We start from the raw sequence: 18,018 nt of genomic DNA on the forward strand, positions 1-18,018 counted from the left end.
CCATTGCCCTAAGCGCCAGGCGAACTTTGCGCTGGGATTTCATTTATTCAGCGCCTGATAAGGAGACGGGGGGCAACATGTCCAGCATGACACGTATTTCATTGTATGGGCTGACCTTTCTTGCGAGCACCGTGCTGTCCGCTTCCGGGCCGCTGGTTGCACAACCGGACGGAGTCGCAGCCGCACGGCAGCAAATGGTCGCGACCGTCCCCTCGCAGATCGGGCAGACGGTCGAGCGGTGGAAGTTTCTGACATCGAACGACCGGATGGATTTCGATTCCTACGCCGGCTTCGCACTCGCCTATCCCGAATTTCCGCGCATGGACGTGATCCGCGCCCGGGCCGAGCAGGCTCTGGAAAGCGGGGCACCGAGTTCGGAGGCGCTGGTCGCCTATTTCGATCGCAATCCGCCCCGCACCAATCCGGCGCGCGCCCGCTATGCCATAGCGCTGGCCGGCCTGCAGCGGCCCGAAGCCTTCGATGTCGCCCGCGCAGCCTGGCGCGGCGGGGACATGAGCACGCCGGCAGAAGCCTACATGCTCGGCCTGTTCGGATCGCGTCTCACGCCCGAAGATCACGATGCACGCATGGCCGCGCTGCTGTGGCAGGGCAAGGCCGATGCCGCGGCGCGGCACATGGTCAACGTGTCCCCCGCCTATCGCGACCTGGCGATGGCAAGGCTGTCGATCCTGCAGGGGACCGACCCGTCTTCGGCAGGCCTGCGGGTCCCGGCCGAGGCGCGGAACGATCCCGGCTACGTTTACAACCTCGCCCGGCATTATCGTACCAGCGGCCGCTTGCCACAGGCGATCGACCTGCTCGCCAGTCGCCCGGCGTTTGCCGGGCTTCCCTTCGATGCAGAGGATTACGTGACCGAGGCGCTGCGCATCGCGCGCGGTGCAGGTGCAAGGCCGGCAGCACAGATCGCCGCCAAGGTCGACGACCTGTTCGCCCCCGGTGCCGATATTTCGGGCATGAGCTACCGCCTGCGCGACGATTATACTTCGCTTATGTGGCTCGGCGGGACCAAGGCGCTGTGGACGCTGGGCGACGGCAACAGCGCTGCACCGCTGTTCTACCGCTATGGCGCGGCCGCGCGCACACCGCAGACCCGGTCCAAGGGTTTTTACTGGGCGGGCCTTGCGTCAAGCAGAGCCGGCGACCGGGCGGAGGCGCAACGGTATTGGGAAATGGCGGCGCAGTATCCGGAGTATTTCTACGGCCTGCTCGCGCTGGAACGTCTGGGCCGGCCAACGCCTGCCTTCGGCACGGCCACCCCTGCGCAGCCTACCCCGGAACAGCGTGCCGCGTTCCGCTCCAACCCGCTCGCGCTCGCCGTCCGCGAACTGGCGAAGGGCGGCAGCGACTGGCGTACCGAACGGTATTTCTTCACCGAACTCGCCGGTTGGGCCGACGATGCGGGTGAACTGCAACTGGTCGCCGAACTGGCGCAGGAATTGCGCCTGCCGGAACTCGCGGTCGTGATCGGCCGCGCTGCGCCCGAGAAGGAAATCGCCGGTTTCGAGCGGGTCGGTTTCCCCGTCGTATCGCAGCCGGGCGGCACCGATTTCACCATTGTTCATGCCATCGCCCGGCAGGAAAGCGAATTCGATCAGGATCGCATCAGCCATGCCGGCGCGCGCGGCCTGATGCAGCTCATGCCCGGCACTGCGCGCGAACAGGCCGGGATGCTGTCGATGAGCTACAACTACGGCAACCTGACCGGCGATCCGCAATATAACATCCGCCTGGGCGACGCCTATTTTGCACGGATGATGGATTATTACGGCGGCAGCTATCCGCTTGCCGTTGCGGCCTACAACGCCGGGCCGGGCAATGTGAACAAGTGGCTGCGCGCCAATGGCGATCCGCGCAACGGATCGGTCGAATGGCTTCGCTGGATCGAAGAAATCCCGATTTTCGAAACCAAGAACTACGTCCAGCGGGTGATCGAAAACGCGGTGGTGTACGAACGCATGTATCCCGACCGTGTACGGTATGGGCAGCCCAAGGGCATCAGCCAGTTTCTCGGCAAATCGTCCCCGGGCTGAGGCGCTTCGTTCCGCCGCTTTCACCGCAATGCCCGTTCGGCTAGTGACCGCTGATGTCCGCGACCGCCAAGACGAACCCGATCACGCCAGCCGGCTACAACGCGCTCAAGGCGCGTTACGACCGGCTGCTCGGCGTTGAACGGCCCGAGATTGTGGAGATCGTCTCGTGGGCGGCGGGCAATGGCGACCGGAGCGAGAACGGGGATTACCTGTACGGGCGCAAGCGGATGCGCGAAATCGATCGCGAACTGGCGCATCTGGCCCGCCGGATGAAGGCCGCACGAGTAATCGACCCCGCCGAACAGACGGACCGTTCGCGGGCCTTTTTCGGCGCGCGGATCGAACTCGCGGACGAGGACGATCACCGCCAGGCCGTAACCCTGGTGGGCGATGACGAGCAGGATGCCGGTGCCGGCAGGATCGGCTGGTCCAGCCCACTTGCGCGGGCGCTTCGCGGCGCATCGGTGGGCGATTTGCGCACGGTGCGCCTGCCCGGCGGGGAGAAGGAATGGGAAGTGATTGCGATCGCTTATGATTAGGGCCGCATTCCTGCCCCTGGCGCTGCTGGCGCTTTCAGCCCCGGTCCAGGCCCGCGACGATCTGGGTGTGTTTTCCAGTTGGGCCGCGTTTCGCGACCCCGGCGTCCCGCGCTGTTACGCCATCGCGCGTCCGGCGGCGAGCGGGCGTTCGGCCGACTATCGCCCCTTCGCCAGCATCGGAACCTGGCCGAAGCGCCAGATCCGCGGGCAGATCCATTTCCGCCTGTCGCGCAAGCTCGCCTCCAGCCCCCGGATCACGCTCGCGGTGGGGGACAGGCGCTTTTCGCTCGTCGGCGGCGGCGGCGACGCCTGGGCGCGCGACAGGCGAATGGACGCGGCCATCGTCGCGGCAATGCGCTCTGCCGGGCGAATGACGATATCGGCCACCGACAGCCGGAACCGTCGCTTTACCGACCGCTACGACCTCACCGGCGCGGCGACCGCGATGGATGCCGCGACGGTCGGCTGCGCAAGGCGTTGACCCCATGCGAAAAGGGCGGAGCCGCAGCCCCGCCCTTCCCTTGCGATTATGATCCCACGGATCAGAAGCGCCAGCCGACCGCCGCCATGACCTGGTGACGGTCAAGATCGACGTCGAACCGTTCGCTGTCGGCCAGCGTGCCGTCCATGTCGATTTCGGCTTCCGAGTAGTTCGAGTAACGATACTCGCCCTTGATATACATGCCCGAATTCATTGCGTACTCGACACCGGCGCCCACGCGGTAGCCGTCGGTATCGATGTCGTTGGCGAATTCGGTCGTGCCGTCGTTCGACAGGATATCGAACTTGGCGTTGGTATAGCCGCCCTTGGCATAGACCAGCGTATTCGGCGTCGCCTTCACACCGGCGCGAAGGCCGATGTAGAGATCGCGGTTGGTATCGACGCTGCCGAGGCCGAAGCCTTCGAAATCGCCGTTTTCGAAATCGGTATCCGCGGTCGAGCCCATGAACTCGCCTTCGATACCGACCACGGCGCCGCCGGTGTCGAGGTCGTAACCCGCCTCGATGCCGTAGCCGAAGCCTTCGATCGACTGATCGTTGTTGTTGTCATCGGTATCGTCGTCGATGTCGCTGCCGGCGCGGGTCTGGTCGTATCCTCCGATCACACCGATGCGCGGTCCGTGAAACGGCGAATCCTGGGTCGATTGCGCCATCGCCGGGGTGGCGAGCGCGACAAGCGATCCGGTGGCGATGAGTGCGATTGCGTGTTTCATAAGTACTCCGTTGTTGTCCGACGATTGGCTCTCTGGCCGCCCGCCTGGACCACCCAAACGGCGCGCGGATCACAACGGTTTCATGAACCTCATACAACAAAGTTTGTGTGGTTTTTCAGCCACATATCTGTCGACGAACCGCCCGATTTTCTCGACGAACGATCGGGAACCAAACGCACCATAGGGCCACGCGCCGATTGCCTGCGACAAACAGCTGGATTTTCGGCGATCGGCGGCATCCCTTTGCCATGCGGGCTTGCGCGCCCTATATGCTGCTCCGCCATGGCCGATACCGCATTGATGAGCATTCCGGGGCAAGTAGACCCCGTTCCTGTCGCGCGCGACATTACGCCGCGTGCCGACGGCCGCGTTGATCTGATAGGATTGCCGCGCCCCCGCATTGCCGAACTGTTCGCCGAAGCGGGGCTGGACCCGCGCCAGGCCAAGTTGCGCGCGAAGCAGGTCTATCACTGGCTCTATCACCGCGGCGCGACCGCGTTCGAGACGATGACGGACATCGCCAAGACGATGCGCCCCTGGCTCGCCGAACGCTTCGTGATCGGCCGCCCCGACGTGGTGGAAGCGCAGCATTCCAGCGACGGCACCCGCAAGTGGCTGCTGCGGACCGCCGATGGCCACGAGTTCGAAATGGTTTTCATCCCGGATGAAGATCGCGGAACACTGTGCGTTTCCAGCCAGGTCGGCTGCACGCTCAATTGCCGGTTCTGCCATACCGGGACGATGCGCCTGGTGCGCAACCTGACCCCGGGCGAAATCGTCGGCCAGGTCATGCTTGCGCGCGACGCCCTGGGCGAATGGCCCAAAGGGCGAATGGACGTCGCCGAAGTTGAGGACGAGGCCGAATATACAGCCGATGGCCGCCTGCTGACCAATATCGTGATGATGGGCATGGGCGAGCCGCTCTACAATTTCGACAATGTCCGCGATGCGCTGCGGCTGGTGATGGACGGGGACGGGCTGGCCCTGTCCAAACGGCGCATCACGCTGTCGACCAGCGGCGTAGTGCCGATGATGGGCCGCTGCGGGGATGAAATCGGGGTCAACCTCGCCGTTTCGCTCCACGCTGTGACCAAGGACGTGCGCGACGAGATCGTGCCGATCAACCGCAAGTACGGGATCGAGGAACTGCTGGCGGCCTGCGCGGCCTACCCCGGTGCCTCCAACGCGCGCCGGATCACGTTCGAATACGTCATGCTGAAAGACAAGAACGACAGCGACGACGATGCGCGTGAACTGGTCCGTCTGCTGAAGGAATATCGTCTTCCGGCGAAGGTCAATCTGATCCCGTTCAACCCCTGGGCCGGCGCGCCCTACGAATGTTCCACGCCGGAACGCATTCGCCGGTTCTCCGACATCGTGTTCGAAGCCGGCATTTCGGCTCCGGTGCGGACGCCCCGCGGGCGGGATATCGACGCGGCCTGCGGCCAGTTGAAGACGACCGCGCAGAAGGTCAGCCGCGCACAGCGTGACCGCGAAGCCGCCGAGCGCACAGCCACCGCGGTGGCCGCGTCCTGATTGCGGCGCGACCTTAGGCGGCCTGTCCACCGACCGCGCGACAACCCGCAAGTGCGCGGACTTCCCTTGCAATCGCATCGGGACTAGGGTTGCAGGGCCTGCAACGGGGAGCGAAACCGACCATGCAAATCGTACGAACCGTCATCTGGGTGCTGCTGCTGGCGGCACTGCTGGTCTTCTCGGCCTTCAACTGGACGCCCGTGGAAGTGAAGATCTGGCAAGGGCTGGTGCTCGAAACCAAGATCCCCGCCCTGGTGATCGTCGCGTTTCTTCTCGGCCTTTTGCCGATGTGGCTGCTTCATCAGGGATCGAAATGGCGATTGAACCGGCGCATCAGCTCGCTGGAAACCGCCCACCGCACCGCAGTCGCCAATGCCGCTGCCGTACCGCCGCCGGCCGATCCTGCGCATGATCCCGCAGCCGAAACCTTCACTACCGAACCGGCGGAGCGGCCCAAAGACACCTTATGAGCAACCCGGTCTATCTCGCCCTGGATCTTCCCCAGCTCGACGCTGCCAAGGCGCTCGCGGAACAGGTCCGTGCGCATATCGGCGGTATCAAGCTGGGGCTGGAATTCTTCTGCGCGCACGGACATCACGGGGTGCACGAGATCGCGCATCTTGGCCTGCCGATCTTCCTCGACCTGAAGCTGCACGATATTCCCAACACGGTCGCCGGCGCGATGCAGGCGATCCACGTGCTCGAACCCGCGATCGTCACCGTTCATGCGAGCGGCGGGAGGGCCATGATGGAAGATGCGAAGGCCGCCGCGGCAAACGGCACGCGGGTTGTGGCAGTCACCATGCTGACCAGCATGGACGATCGCGACCTTATGCAGACCGGAGTGGCTGGCAAGGCGCACGATCAGGTTCTGCGGCTGGCCGAACTGGCGCAGACTGCGGGGCTGGACGGGATCGTCTGTTCCGGACACGAGGTCGGATCGGTTCATCGCCAGTGGAAAGACGGTTTCTTCGTCGTCCCCGGGCTGCGCATGGGGAACAACGGGACCGGCGATCAGAAGCGTGTCGTCACCCCGCGACAGGCGCGCGATGACGGGGCCAGCGTGCTCGTGGTCGGCCGCCCGATCAGCCGGGCGGACGACCCCGCCGCCGCCGCGCGCGCGATAGAGGCCACGCTCTAGGCCGCAATGCCTTCCGTCCAGATCAAGATCTGCGGGCTGACGACCCGCGAGGCGCTGGATGCCGCGATCGCGGCCCGCGCCGACTATTGCGGCTTCGTGTTCTACCCCCCTTCCCCGCGCACTCTTACACCCGTCGCGGCGCGCGATCTGGCCGATCGAGCTGGGGCGCGGATCGGCAAGGTCGGACTGTTCGTCGACCCCGACGATGCGCTTCTGGCCCAGGGCGTCGAAGCCGGATCGCTCGATGCGATACAACTGCATGGGCGCGAAACGCCCGCTCGCGCAGCCGAAGTGCGCGCCCGCTTCGGCCTGCCGGTATGGAAAGCGATCCCCGTTACTGCAGCGGCCGATATCGAACGGGCCGCCGAATACCGCGAGGCGGCCGACCTGATCCTGTTCGACGCACGCACGCCCAAAGGCGCGCTTCCCGGGGGCATGGGGCTCAAGTTCGACTGGTCGCTTCTCGCCGGGTATGACAGCCCCATTCCTTGGGGGCTGGCTGGCGGGCTGACGCCCCACAATGTCTGCGAAGCGATCCGGGCAACGCGCGCGCCGCTGGTCGATACCTCCAGCGGGGTCGAAAGCGCGCCGGGCGAGAAGGATATCGGCAAGATCGCCGCCTTCTGCGCCGCGGTGCGCAGCGCCTGACCGGCGCATGGCAAAAGGGCGACCCCCGCCAGGAGATCGCCCTTCCGCACTCGCTGTGCAAAAGCGTCAGAAGCTGTAGCCGAGACCGACCACGGCAGTGTTCACGTCGACAAAATCGCTGAAGAAGTGGCGATATTCGGTCTTGAGATAGAGATTGGTGCCGACGCGGTGCTGATAGCCGGCGCCAAGGTGCGGCACGTCTTCGCCTTCACCGAACGAATAACCGCCGGCGGCGTAGAGCTTCCCATTGGCGCCCACCCTGGCACCGATGCGGGCGCTGGCACCCCAAACCACGTCGGCTCCGTCGGCGAGGACCTTGTCCGCCGAACCCTCGATGCCGAGGAAGGCGGTTTCGCCGAGGTCGAAGTCGTAACCGGCGGCAACGCCGGCAACGGCTTCCTCGACGCCTTCGGCCCAGGCGATGCCACCGCGGGCTTCGACCCGGGCCTCGTTGGCCTGAGCCGGGACGGCCAGCGCGGCAACGGCCGCACCGAGAACGATTGCGAACTTGCGCATTTCTTGTTTTCCCTCACAATCGCCGCCGGGCCATTCCCGGCGGGATGCGGGCGAAATGGGGTCGCGATTCTGTATCGCTGATTTACCGTCGACGAACGCCATTCGCGGATCGAGCAACGTCGCCGAAACCACCGATTTCGGTCGACAGGCGACTTCGGGTGGACAGCATCGCCCCCCTGTGACAAGCGATCGGGCACGATGAACCAGGGCAAACCCGATCCCACAACGCCGCCAGCGAACTCCTATCGCCAGATGCCCGATTCGCGCGGTCACTTCGGCGACTATGGCGGCCGCTATGTCGCCGAAACGCTGATGCCGCTCGTGCTCGATCTGGAGCGCGAGTATCGCGCTGCGCAGGCCGATCCGGCATTCAAGGCAGAGTTCGACGATCTGCTGGAACACTATGTCGGCCGTCCCAGCCCGCTCTATTTCGCGGAGCGGCTGACCGAAGCGGTCGGCGGCGCGCAGATATGGTTCAAGCGTGACGAGTTGAATCATACCGGCGCGCACAAGATCAACAATTGCATCGGGCAGATCCTGCTCGCGATCCGCATGGGCAAGACGCGCATCATCGCGGAAACCGGCGCGGGCCAGCACGGCGTCGCCACCGCCACCGTCTGCGCGCGCTTCGGCCTGCCCTGCGTGATCTACATGGGCGCCACCGATGTCGCACGGCAGCAGCCCAACGTATTCCGGATGAAGCTGCTGGGTGCGGAAGTGGTGCCGGTCACCAGCGGACGCGCGACGTTGAAAGATGCGATGAACGAGGGGCTGCGCGACTGGGTCGCCAATGTCCACGACACCTTCTACATCATCGGCACCGCCGCAGGGCCGCATCCCTACCCCGAGCTTGTTCGCGATTTTCAGAGCGTGATCGGCAAGGAAGCGCGCCAGCAGATGCAGGATCGCATCGGCCGGCTGCCCGACCTGCTGGTCGCCGCGATCGGCGGCGGATCGAACGCGCTGGGGCTGTTCCACCCTTTCCTCGACGATGCCGATGTGAAGATGCTGGGTGTCGAGGCGGCGGGCCATGGCCTCGACGGAGACGAACATGCCGCCAGCCTGCTCGGCGGTTTCCCCGGCGTGCTCCACGGCAACAAGACGTATCTGCTGCAGGACGAGGACGGCCAGATCACCGAAGGCCACTCGATCAGCGCCGGCCTCGACTATCCCGGCATCGGCCCCGAGCACGCCTGGCTGAAAGACACGGGCCGCGTCGAATATACCGCGGTGACCGACGAAGAAGCGCTTGAGGCGTTCCAGCTCCTGTGCCGCACCGAAGGGATCATTCCCGCGCTCGAACCGAGCCACGCCATCGCCGCCGTCGCCAAACGCGCGAAGGAAATGCCGTGCGACAGCGTCATCCTCGCGAATCTATGCGGTCGCGGCGACAAGGACATCTTCACCGTGGCCGAGCGGCTGGGAGTGGAGATATGACCGTTGCTTCCGTGAAGAGAAGCGCATCGGCCTTTTTCATCTCGGTCGGTACGCTCGGGCTTCTGCACTTCCTCTTCGGATGGCCAGCGCAGCAAGACGATATCTGGGTGCCCGCTCTATGTGTCGGAGCGGGAGCGCTGGCCGTCCAATTCTGGCGGCAGCGCGGAGAATCACAGAATGACTGAACGGCTCTCCAACGCCTTCACCAAGCCCCACCCTGCCCTCGTCACGTTCATCACAGCGGGCGACGGCGACACCGCGGCCAATCTCGATGCGCTGGTCGCGGGCGGTGCCGACGTGATCGAACTGGGGATGCCTTTCACCGATCCGATGGCGGACGGGCCTGCGATTCAGGCGGCAAACATCCGCTCGCTCGGCGGTGGAACGACCACTGCCGAAGTGCTGCGCATCGCCTCCGAATTTCGCCAGCGACACCCTGACGTGCCGCTGGTGCTGATGGGCTATGCCAATCCGATGATCCGGCGCGGGCCCGAATGGTTTGCCGATGCTGCGAGGCAAGCGGGCGTCGACGGCGTGATCTGCGTCGACATCCCGCCCGAGGAAGACGATGCGCTCGGCCCTGCACTGCGCGATGCAGGTATTGCGCCCATCCGCCTCGCCACACCGACCACCGATGCCAGGCGTCTGCCGCAAGTGCTCGAAGGATCGGGCGGGTTTCTCTACTATGTCTCGGTCGCAGGGATTACCGGCAAGCAACAGGCTGCGCAGGCGAGCATCCAGGAAGCGGTCGAGCGCCTCAAGGCGGCGACCGATCTGCCCGTGGCCGTCGGCTTCGGGGTTCGCACGCCGGAACAGGCCGCAGCGATCGCGAAGGTCGCCGATGGGGTCGTGGTCGGATCGGCGCTGGTCGAACTTGTCGGCAAACACGGGACGAATGCACCGCCTATGCTTCGCGAGTTGACCGCTGCCCTCGCGGGCGCGATCCGGGCGGCGCGACAGCCGCACGCTGGCGCATCGCCGGCGGGATAGGCGCTTCGCGACACTCGCCTTGATGAAAATCGTGATGTAAGGGCCCGGTCATGAACTGGTTTACTCGCGTACGCAATTCGCTGCCCTTCGTGGCCAAGCGCTCCACCGAAGAGACGCTGTGGGTCAAGTGCCCCGGCTGTTCGGAAATGCTGTTCACGAAGGAATACGAGGATAATCTGAAGGTCTGCCCGCGCTGCGGCCACCATGGGCGGATCGGGGCCGACGAGCGGCTGCGCCAACTGCTCGATGAAGGGTACGAGGTTCTCGAACAGCCGGAAGTCGCCGAAGACCCGCTGAAGTTCCGCGATTCGAAGAAATACACCGACCGGCTGAAGCAGGCCCGCGCGAAGAATCCGCATCGCGATGCCTTCACCGTCGGATCGGGTGCGATCGAGGGGCAGACGGCGGTCGTCGGCGTGCAGGATTTCGGCTTCATGGGTGGCAGCATGGGCATGGCCGTCGGAACGGCCTTCTGCCAGGGCGCCGAACGGGCGCTGACGCGAAAGTGCGCCTATATCGTCGTCACGGCGGCGGGCGGCGCGCGGATGCAGGAAGGCATCCTCAGCCTTATGCAGATGCCCAAGGCGACAGTGATGACACGGCGCCTCAAGGAAGCCGGCCTGCCATACATCGTTCTGCTGACCGACCCCACGACCGGAGGCGTCACGGCCAGTTATGCCATGCTGGGCGACGTACAGATTGCCGAGCCTGGCGCGCTGATCGGGTTCGCCGGCCAGCGGGTGATCCAGGACACCATCCGCGAAAAGCTGCCCGAAGGGTTCCAGCGCGCCGAATATCTGCACAAGCACGGCATGGTCGACATGGTCGTCAAGCGGCACGATCTGAAAGGGACGCTATCGTCCCTGCTCGATTACCTCCAGCCGAAGGCCGCCGCCTGATCCGGTAACACCGGGGCGGAGCGATGAAGGACTTCGGCACTTCCTCCGACCCGGCGGTGCAGGCTCAGCTCGACCGGCTGGCGGCGCTCAGCGTTCCGCAGGGCCGGCTGGGGCTCGACACCATTCGCGCGCTGCTCGCGCGGCTCGGCAATCCGCACGAGGCCCTGCCCCCGGTGTTCCACGTTGCCGGGACCAACGGCAAGGGATCGACCTGCGCGTTCCTGCGCGCGATGCTGGAGGCGCAAGGGCTGCGCGTGCACGCGACCACCAGCCCGCATCTCGTGCGTTATAACGAGCGTATTCGGGTGGCTGGCGAGTTGATTGAGGATGCCCGTCTGGCCGCTTTGCTGGCAGACGTGCTCGATGCAGGCGAAGATCTGGCGCCCAGCTTCTTCGAAGTCACCATTGCCGCCGCTTTCGCCGAGTTTGCGCGCGTCCCGGCGGACGCCTGCGTCGTCGAGGTCGGATTGGGCGGACGCTTCGATGCCACCAACGTCATCGCGCGCCCCGCAGCTTGCGGCATCGCAGCGCTGGGGATTGATCACGAGCGATTCCTGCTCGCGCCGGAGGAAGGGACTCCGACCCAGCCGCTTGCCCGCATTGCGTTCGAGAAAGCGGGCATTGCGAAGCCGGGGGTCCCCCTCGTGACGCAGGCCTATCCGCAGGAAGCGTCCAACGAAGTTGCGCAGGCCGCGCAGCGCACCGGGGCGCATCTGTCGATGCGCGGGCGCGACTGGCAGGCCGGATTGGCGGACGACGGGCTGCTCTATTCGGACAGCCGGGAAACGCTTGCCCTGCCGCTGCCAGCCCTGCCCGGGCCGCACCAGCCGGAAAACGCGGCATTGGCCGTCGCGATGCTGCGCCATCAGGATGTCGTGCGGATCGAAACCAAGGCGATCGCGCGCGGTGTTCGAGCCGCGAACTGGCCTGCGCGGCTCCAGCAGCTCAAGCCCGGCCCACTCGCGGGCGAGCGCGAAGTCTGGCTGGACGGGGGGCACAATCCCAGCGCCGGGACAATCCTCGCCCGGCATTTCGCCAAACAGCCCCTGCACCTGATTCTCGGCATGATCGAGGGGAAGGACCCGGCGGCATTGACCGAACCGCTGGCAAGGAACCTCACCAGCCTGACCGTGGTGCCCGTGCCGGGCCACAAGTATTATCCAGCCGAAGCCTTCGGCGACAGAGCATGCGCGGCGTCCGATGTGCGCGCGGCTCTTGGCGCCCTGCCCGCGGATGGCCTGCCGGTGCTGATCGCCGGTTCGCTCTACCTCGCAGGCGAAGTCCTGCGGCTGAACGGGGAGTGGCCCGACTAGCTCCGCAGCCGCAGCGTCACTCGGCAGGGGCCGCTGTCTGGCCCGCCTCGGGCGCGATGACCCCGGCCGCATCCTTCATGCGTCGCTGGCGCCACCATTCGAAGCACACCAGTACGGCGGCACCCATGCCGATCCAGGTGGTGAGGATGAAGACATCGAAATAGCCCTGATCTTCGATCATTTCACCCAGCGCCCCGCGCCCCAGTGTCCCCACCAGCAGCGTCAACGAGGACAGAAGCGCATATTGCACCGCGCTGAATTTCTTCGACACGATCGATGACAGCCAGGCGATATAGGCCGCCCCGGCGATCCCGATCGCGAGATTTTCAAATGCGATCGTGATCGTAAGCTTGGCCAGCCCGGCGTCGCCAATGCCTGGCACCTGCTCGATCAGGTAGGTGAAGCCGATCGCATCGCTGAACGCCTGCATATTGTGCCCGCCAATCGCCATGTCGGCATAGAGCAGGTTGGTCAGCGCGGCCAGAATGCCGCCAATCAGAAGCGTCGCCATGCGCCCGATCGCGGTGAGCATCAATCCGCCCAGAGCCAGCCCGGCGATGATCGCGCCCACCCCGAAGAATTTGGAGGCAAAGGCGACATCGTCGTTCGTGTAGGCCAGCTCGCCGAGATAGAACGGATAGGCGAAAGTGCCCCAGATCGCGTCGCAGATCCGGTAAGTCAGCACGACGGCGAAGATCAGAACCAGCGACCATCCCATCCGCCCGACAAGTTCGACCAGGGGCAGGACAAGCGCACGATAGAGGTGATCGAGGACGTAGGCGCCGCCCGTCGCGGGTTGTTCATCGGCGGCCAGCAGATGTTCGCCGCGGTGTTTCTTCGATGCGAGCCAGCCTGCGATCAGGGCGGGCAGGATGATCGTGGCGACGATGATCCACGGCCCGACATTCAGCGTGAAATCGGTCGGATTGGGCCGGTCCTCCGGCGCATATGTCATCGACATCACCATGAAGGTGAGCACGACCCCGATCGCACCGGCCCATAGCAGGCTTACCAGTGCCAGCGCGCGGTTGCGGACCGCAGGTGCCAGTTCGCCTGCATGTCGCAGCGCGCGGACCTGTTTCTCGCTCTCTGTTGCGACATCGGCAGCGTCTTCACCTGCGTTGGGCGCCCACAGGCCGATGAATCCCACGCCGAGCAGGATCGCCCCCATCATGGCGTAGGTTTCGGGCCACCCGATACGCGCGGCGATGATCAGGCCCAGCGCGCCGCCTACGAGCGAGGAAAGGCGGTAGCCCATCTGATAGACGGTCGAGAGAATATCGATCGTCGCGCGCTCGTCCGCCACGTCGATGCGCCAGGCGTTGATCGCGATGTCCTGCGTCGCGCTGGCAAAGGCGCCGATCCCGGCGAGCAGGCTGAACCAGCCGAGTTGCGTGCGCGGTTCGAGCAGGCTCATCGTGATCAGGATCGCGCCGAGCGCGAGCTGCATCGGGACGATCCACTGCTTGCGCCGCCCCAGCTTGCGCAAAAGCGGAATGTTGACCTTGTCGATCAGCGGCGACCACAGAAACTGAAACGCATAGGCCAGCCCGATCAGGGAGAAGATGCCCATCGTTTCCAGATCGACCTCAGCCTCGGTCAACCAGGCGAACAGCGTGCCCAGGAACAGCGCGAAAGGAAGCCCGCTGGCGAAACCGAACAGCAGCATGAAGGCGGTTTTGCGATCGCCCAGTGCCATGCCGAGCGCGCGCCAGGCGGAGATCTTCTTCTTTTCCTCTGCGACCCCGGCCATTCCCTAACGTCCTTCCGTTCAACCCGAATTTTTGCGACACTAGCGCCGGGAAAGGGCCAGGAACAGGCACCATGAAAACAATCGACACCAAACATCCCGCCCGGCGGCCGACCAATGGTATGCTGACGCTGGCGGAGGCAATCGCGCGCGGGGAAAGCTGGTCCGAAACCGGTGTGACGCAAGTTCCCGCCAGCGTTTATACGGACCCGGATTATTACCTGAGGGAAAAGGGCGCGATCTACGATCGACTGCCGCAGATCCTCGCCCCGTCGGCGTTATTGCCCGATCCCAGCATGGCGGTGCCGCACGACGCCACTGGCCGCCCCCTGCTGATAACGCGCGACGCACAGGGCGATGCGCACGTCTTCCTGAACGTCTGCCGCCATCGCGGTACACGGCTGGTCGAAGGGACGGAGCCATTGTGCCAGAAACGGCTTGTCTGCCCCTATCACGCGTGGACTTACGCTGTGGACGGGCGCCTGCTGGCCCTGCCCCGGCCCGACACTTTCCCGGGGCTCGACAAGGGCGAAATGGGCCTGATCGAACTGCCCAGCCGCGAAGCCGGCGGGCTGATCTGGTTCTGCCCGCAGGAGCAGACGGCCGATTTCACCGACGCGGAAAAGCTGGGGGAGGATTTCGACGCACTGGGTATCGGCGACCACGTCCTGTTTCGCCGCAAGACCCACGAAGTGGCGGCGAACTGGAAGCTGATCATGGATGCCTTCCTCGAAAGCTATCACGTCACCCGGCTCCACGCGCAGACGATCGGTCCGTTCTTCAAGGATGGCGTGACGTCGGGCGACATGGTCGGGCCGCATGCCCGCTCCGCCGTCGGGCGGCTGGAGGAAATGGAAACGGTCGACCTGACCGATATGGCCGCGCTCCGCAGGGTCGTCACCTTCGCCTATCAGCTGATTCCAGGTGCCCTGATCATTCCCAGCCCGGACTACGTCAACGTGATGACGATGATGCCGCAGGCGCACGATCGCACGCTGGTGGAAGACTTCATGCTCATCCCGGAACATCCTGCGACCGACAAGGCGCGCGACCATTGGGAACGCAGTTGGGCCCTGCTCGACGGCGGCGTCTTCGCCGGCGAGGATTTCCGCGCCGCCGAACTGGGGCAGCAAGGCCTTTCGACCGGCGCGGTCCCCGATCTGACGCTGGGGACGCTGGAAGGTGGCATTCGCCGGTTCCACGAAACGGTCGAGGAAGCGTTGCGCGCAGCGAACTGAGAGCGTAGGCGCGGCCGATGGCACAGGACCAAAAGCCCGAAGGCGAACGCATCGCCAAATTGCTCGCGCGCGCAGGGGTCGCCAGCCGGCGAGAAGTCGAACGGATGATCGCCGACGGGCGCGTTTCGCTGCATGGCAAAGTGCTGGAAACGCCCGCAACGATCATACCGACGCTTCGCGGTGTGGCGGTGGATGGCAAACCGGTGGGCAAGGCCGACCGCACTCGCCTGTTCGCGTTCCACAAACCAACCGGCCTGATCACCGCCGAACACGATCCAAGGGGGCGCCCGACGATCTATACCGCGCTTCGCAATGCCTTGCCGAAGGATGCCGGACGGGTGATGCCGGTGGGCAGGCTGGATCTCAACACCGAAGGGCTGCTGCTGCTGACCAACGACGGCGAATTCAAGCGTGCGATGGAACTGCCCGCCAGCGGCATTCCGCGCACTTATCGCGCGCGAACTTTTGGCGAGGTGACGCAGGCGCAGCTCGAAAGCCTGATCGACGGTATCACGATCGAGGGCATCCGCTACGGCCGGATCGATGCGAACATGGAACGCAGCACCGGGCGCAACCAGTGGATCGAACTGACGATCACCGAAGGCAAGAACCGCGAGATCCGCCGCGTGCTCGAACATCTCGGCCTGCAGGTCAGCCGCCTGATCCGTACCGGCTACGGCCCCTTCGCCATCGGCGAGCTGGCGCGGGGCCAGGCGACCGAAATCCCCAAGCAGCAGGTCGAACGCTTCCGCAGCGGGCTGAAGCGCCGATGAGGATCATCGCTGGCGAATGGCGCGGACGCAGGCTTGCCGCCCCGAAAGGCGACGTCACCCGCCCAACGGCGGATCGTACGCGTGAAACGCTGTTCTCGATGCTCGCCAGCAGACTTGGCGACTTTACCGGGCTTCAGGTTGCCGATCTGTTTGCCGGATCGGGCGCGCTCGGGCTGGAGGCTCTGTCGCGCGGGGCAGCGCGCTGCCTGTTCGTCGAGCACGAGCAGGATGCGCTCAAGACCATCCGCGAGAACGTTACCGCCCTCGATGCGCGGGGGCGAAGCGATGTTCGGGCGTCTTCGGTAATGGCGCTCGGCCCCGTCGATACGGCCAGGGACCTGCTGCTGCTCGACCCACCATACGGCACGGGCGCGGGCGCGGTTGCGCTCGATCGGCTGCTTCGGCTGGGCTGGATCGGGGATGCCACCTGGATCGCGGTCGAAACCGGCGCTGACGAAGGGGTGGCGGTAAAGGGCCTGGATGTCGAAAGCGAAAGGCGAGTCGGCAAGGCGAAGCTGACTTTGCTGCGCCTTGCCGACAATTCCTGAAACGGCGCAGGCCGGGCAGCGGCAAGTAGCACCGCTGCCCGACCCCGACGATTACATCGGGCCGTCGGAAACCGCGTCGTCCTCGACATCCGGTTCGCCTGCCGGGGCCGCCGGCGTGGCGGCTGCCTGCGATTCGATCTGGGCCCAGACCTGATCCTGCTGCTCCAGCGGCAAGCCAGCCAGCGCGACCTTGTCGCTATCCGCCAGACGCCAGAAAAGCTCCTGACGATCACCGGTTAGCGACCAGAAGTACGTCTGCGTGTCGGCCGGCCAGGCGTCGTACTGCGCCTGCTGGGCAGGCGGCCAGGTGTCGTACTGCGACTGCTGTTCCGCCGTCAGCGAAGCGCTGGCGGTGGCATCGGCCGCAGGGGCCGGCGGGGCCGGATTTTCGGCAGGCACGTCCTGGGCGAAAGCTGGACCGGTCACGATGGCAACTGCGGCAACGGCGGGAAGTAGGTTACGGATACGCATTGGGATTTCTCCTTCGATTACCCAAGTGACGAACGCGAACTGGCCCTGACACTTTCAGTCCCCTGATCAGGATTGAACCAATCGTGGGGGCCGCGGAGCAGAGGCGCAAGACGGTGCCCGATGTGCCATCGCTGACTTCGCACGGCCTGGCGGAGAATGTGTCGAAAACGGGGCGAGCCGTCTTCGCATCACTTCGCAGGTTGAGGACTTAAATTATTGGGAATAAAAATGAATGGGCGAACCCGCGGTACACGGATTCGCCCATTGGGATGCCCGCTCAAATCGCCGGGCCGTCGCATTTCGGAAGGCGTCAGCCTTTAGGTTCTTCAGCCGGCAGTGGCCCCTCGATTTCGCTCGCGGGCCGGCCTGGCCAATAATCCAGCGGCACGTTGCCGTAGTTCTTGCCCGCTTCGCGCGGGTTGATGCAGCTATCCTGGATCTCCCGCGAACAAATCGGATAGTCGGCCTTGGGCGCAGGTGCGTTCTGCACCATCTCGCTCGACACGAACTGCATGTTGCCAGTGGTGGCCGGGCTCGTCGATGCGCGACCGGTTGAGGTGGGCGTGGCACTCCCAGCCCCCGACAACTGAGCCGCGATCTGCGACCAGGCGACATTGCGCTGATCGGGGGTCATCGCATGGATCTGCACACGCTGTTCGTCGGTCAATGCCCACCATCCGCGCTGCTGCTGGGGCGACAGGCTCCAGAAGTAGCCCTGAATATCCGCAGGCCAGCCATCGTATGCCGCCTGCCGATCCGCCGGCCAGGCATCATACGACGTTTGCTGCGTAGCGTTCATCGCATGGCTTGCTTCCGCGTGAGCTTCGGCGGTGGTTTGCTGCGCGGCGACCGGCACGGCCAGCGCGAGCGCGGCGACACCCGTCAAGATCGTCATTCGCATCGGGCATTCTCCTGCTGTGCTTACCGCTCCCCTACGTCGCAGATCGTTTTGGG

At 65.1% G+C, this 18,018-nt stretch carries 19 protein-coding genes; 14 read left to right on the forward strand and 5 right to left on the reverse strand.

Features of this window, described 5'->3' with window-relative positions; genetic code table 11:
• Positions 1 to 77 precede the first annotated feature (77 nt).
• From AM2010_RS06055 to AM2010_RS06065, 3 genes are read left to right on the forward strand one after another with little or no spacing between them, the layout of a single operon-like run.
• Positions 78 to 2,051, forward strand: a complete 1,974-nt coding sequence (locus AM2010_RS06055) for a transglycosylase SLT domain-containing protein (protein ID WP_047806302.1) — start codon at positions 78 to 80, stop codon at positions 2,049 to 2,051.
• Positions 2,052 to 2,104: 53 nt separating this feature from the next.
• Positions 2,105 to 2,590 (forward strand): transcription elongation factor GreB, encoded by a 486-nt coding sequence (gene greB, locus AM2010_RS06060; protein WP_047806303.1) that lies wholly within the window; start codon positions 2,105 to 2,107, stop codon positions 2,588 to 2,590.
• The gene (locus tag AM2010_RS06065; protein ID WP_047806304.1) at positions 2,583 to 3,071 is read left to right on the forward strand and encodes an invasion associated locus B family protein; all 489 of its coding nucleotides are present in this window, start codon (positions 2,583 to 2,585) and stop codon (positions 3,069 to 3,071) included. Before greB ends, AM2010_RS06065 begins: the two co-directional genes overlap by 8 nt.
• Positions 3,072 to 3,132: 61 nt before the next feature.
• On the opposite strand, the gene AM2010_RS06070 is transcribed toward AM2010_RS06065, so the two are convergent.
• Entirely contained in the window at positions 3,133 to 3,804 is a 672-nt protein-coding gene (locus AM2010_RS06070; RefSeq protein WP_047806305.1) for an outer membrane protein, read from the reverse strand.
• Between the two features lie 282 nt (positions 3,805 to 4,086).
• Between AM2010_RS06070 and rlmN the strand changes: the two genes are divergently transcribed.
• From rlmN to AM2010_RS06090, 4 genes are all read left to right on the forward strand, one after another.
• Positions 4,087 to 5,340, forward strand: a complete 1,254-nt coding sequence (gene rlmN, locus AM2010_RS06075) for a dual-specificity RNA methyltransferase RlmN (RefSeq protein ID WP_047806306.1) — start codon at positions 4,087 to 4,089, stop codon at positions 5,338 to 5,340.
• Between the two features lie 122 nt (positions 5,341 to 5,462).
• The gene (locus tag AM2010_RS06080) at positions 5,463 to 5,810 is read left to right on the forward strand and encodes a lipopolysaccharide assembly protein LapA domain-containing protein (protein WP_047806307.1); all 348 of its coding nucleotides are present in this window, start codon (positions 5,463 to 5,465) and stop codon (positions 5,808 to 5,810) included.
• A complete protein-coding gene (gene pyrF, locus AM2010_RS06085; protein ID WP_047806308.1) occupies positions 5,807 to 6,481 on the forward strand; it encodes an orotidine-5'-phosphate decarboxylase in 675 nt (224 codons plus the stop codon). Before AM2010_RS06080 ends, pyrF begins: the two co-directional genes overlap by 4 nt.
• Positions 6,482 to 6,487: 6 nt before the next feature.
• Positions 6,488 to 7,129: a phosphoribosylanthranilate isomerase gene (locus tag AM2010_RS06090; RefSeq protein ID WP_047806309.1), complete on the forward strand. Its 642-nt coding sequence runs from the start codon at positions 6,488 to 6,490 to the stop codon at positions 7,127 to 7,129.
• Positions 7,130 to 7,195: 66 nt separating this feature from the next.
• On the opposite strand, the gene AM2010_RS06095 is transcribed toward AM2010_RS06090, so the two are convergent.
• Positions 7,196 to 7,645: an outer membrane protein gene (locus AM2010_RS06095; protein ID WP_047807751.1), complete on the reverse strand. Its 450-nt coding sequence runs from the start codon at positions 7,643 to 7,645 to the stop codon at positions 7,196 to 7,198.
• A gap of 198 nt (positions 7,646 to 7,843) precedes the next feature.
• On the opposite strand from AM2010_RS06095, the gene trpB reads away from it, so the two are divergent.
• From trpB to AM2010_RS06115, 4 genes are all read left to right on the forward strand, one after another.
• Positions 7,844 to 9,082, forward strand: coding sequence for a tryptophan synthase subunit beta (gene trpB, locus AM2010_RS06100; protein ID WP_047806310.1), 1,239 nt, complete (start codon positions 7,844 to 7,846; stop codon positions 9,080 to 9,082).
• Between the two features lie 177 nt (positions 9,083 to 9,259).
• Positions 9,260 to 10,072, forward strand: coding sequence for a tryptophan synthase subunit alpha (gene trpA, locus AM2010_RS06105; RefSeq protein WP_047806311.1), 813 nt, complete (start codon positions 9,260 to 9,262; stop codon positions 10,070 to 10,072).
• A 50-nt stretch (positions 10,073 to 10,122) separates the two neighbouring features.
• The gene (gene accD, locus AM2010_RS06110; protein WP_047806312.1) at positions 10,123 to 10,971 is read left to right on the forward strand and encodes an acetyl-CoA carboxylase, carboxyltransferase subunit beta; all 849 of its coding nucleotides are present in this window, start codon (positions 10,123 to 10,125) and stop codon (positions 10,969 to 10,971) included.
• A gap of 23 nt (positions 10,972 to 10,994) precedes the next feature.
• Positions 10,995 to 12,284 (forward strand): bifunctional folylpolyglutamate synthase/dihydrofolate synthase, encoded by a 1,290-nt coding sequence (locus tag AM2010_RS06115; protein WP_047806313.1) that lies wholly within the window; start codon positions 10,995 to 10,997, stop codon positions 12,282 to 12,284.
• 16 nt (positions 12,285 to 12,300) lie between these two features.
• Here AM2010_RS06115 and AM2010_RS06120 read toward each other — a convergent pair whose 3' ends face one another.
• Positions 12,301 to 14,037: a muropeptide MFS transporter gene (locus AM2010_RS06120; RefSeq protein WP_047806314.1), complete on the reverse strand. Its 1,737-nt coding sequence runs from the start codon at positions 14,035 to 14,037 to the stop codon at positions 12,301 to 12,303.
• Positions 14,038 to 14,108: 71 nt separating this feature from the next.
• On the opposite strand from AM2010_RS06120, the gene AM2010_RS06125 reads away from it, so the two are divergent.
• Genes AM2010_RS06125 through rsmD form a run of 3 tightly spaced genes read left to right on the forward strand, consistent with a single transcriptional unit; the run spans position 14,109 to position 16,593 of the window.
• The gene (locus tag AM2010_RS06125) at positions 14,109 to 15,272 is read left to right on the forward strand and encodes an aromatic ring-hydroxylating oxygenase subunit alpha (RefSeq protein ID WP_053043964.1); all 1,164 of its coding nucleotides are present in this window, start codon (positions 14,109 to 14,111) and stop codon (positions 15,270 to 15,272) included.
• A gap of 17 nt (positions 15,273 to 15,289) precedes the next feature.
• A complete protein-coding gene (locus tag AM2010_RS06130; protein WP_047806315.1) occupies positions 15,290 to 16,045 on the forward strand; it encodes a pseudouridine synthase in 756 nt (251 codons plus the stop codon).
• Entirely contained in the window at positions 16,042 to 16,593 is a 552-nt protein-coding gene (rsmD, locus tag AM2010_RS06135; RefSeq protein WP_047806316.1) for a 16S rRNA (guanine(966)-N(2))-methyltransferase RsmD, read from the forward strand. The genes AM2010_RS06130 and rsmD overlap by 4 nt, the downstream gene beginning before the upstream one ends.
• 51 nt (positions 16,594 to 16,644) lie before the next feature.
• On the opposite strand, the gene AM2010_RS13720 is transcribed toward rsmD, so the two are convergent.
• Positions 16,645 to 17,064, reverse strand: a complete 420-nt coding sequence (locus tag AM2010_RS13720) for a hypothetical protein (protein ID WP_053043965.1) — start codon at positions 17,062 to 17,064, stop codon at positions 16,645 to 16,647.
• Between the two features lie 310 nt (positions 17,065 to 17,374).
• Complete coding sequence (locus AM2010_RS14165; protein ID WP_047806317.1) at positions 17,375 to 17,965, reverse strand: hypothetical protein; 591 nt, start codon at positions 17,963 to 17,965, stop codon at positions 17,375 to 17,377.
• Positions 17,966 to 18,018: the final 53 nt, after the last annotated feature.

The organism is Pelagerythrobacter marensis (genome assembly GCF_001028625.1).
GTDB lineage: Bacteria > Pseudomonadota > Alphaproteobacteria > Sphingomonadales > Sphingomonadaceae > Pelagerythrobacter > Pelagerythrobacter marensis.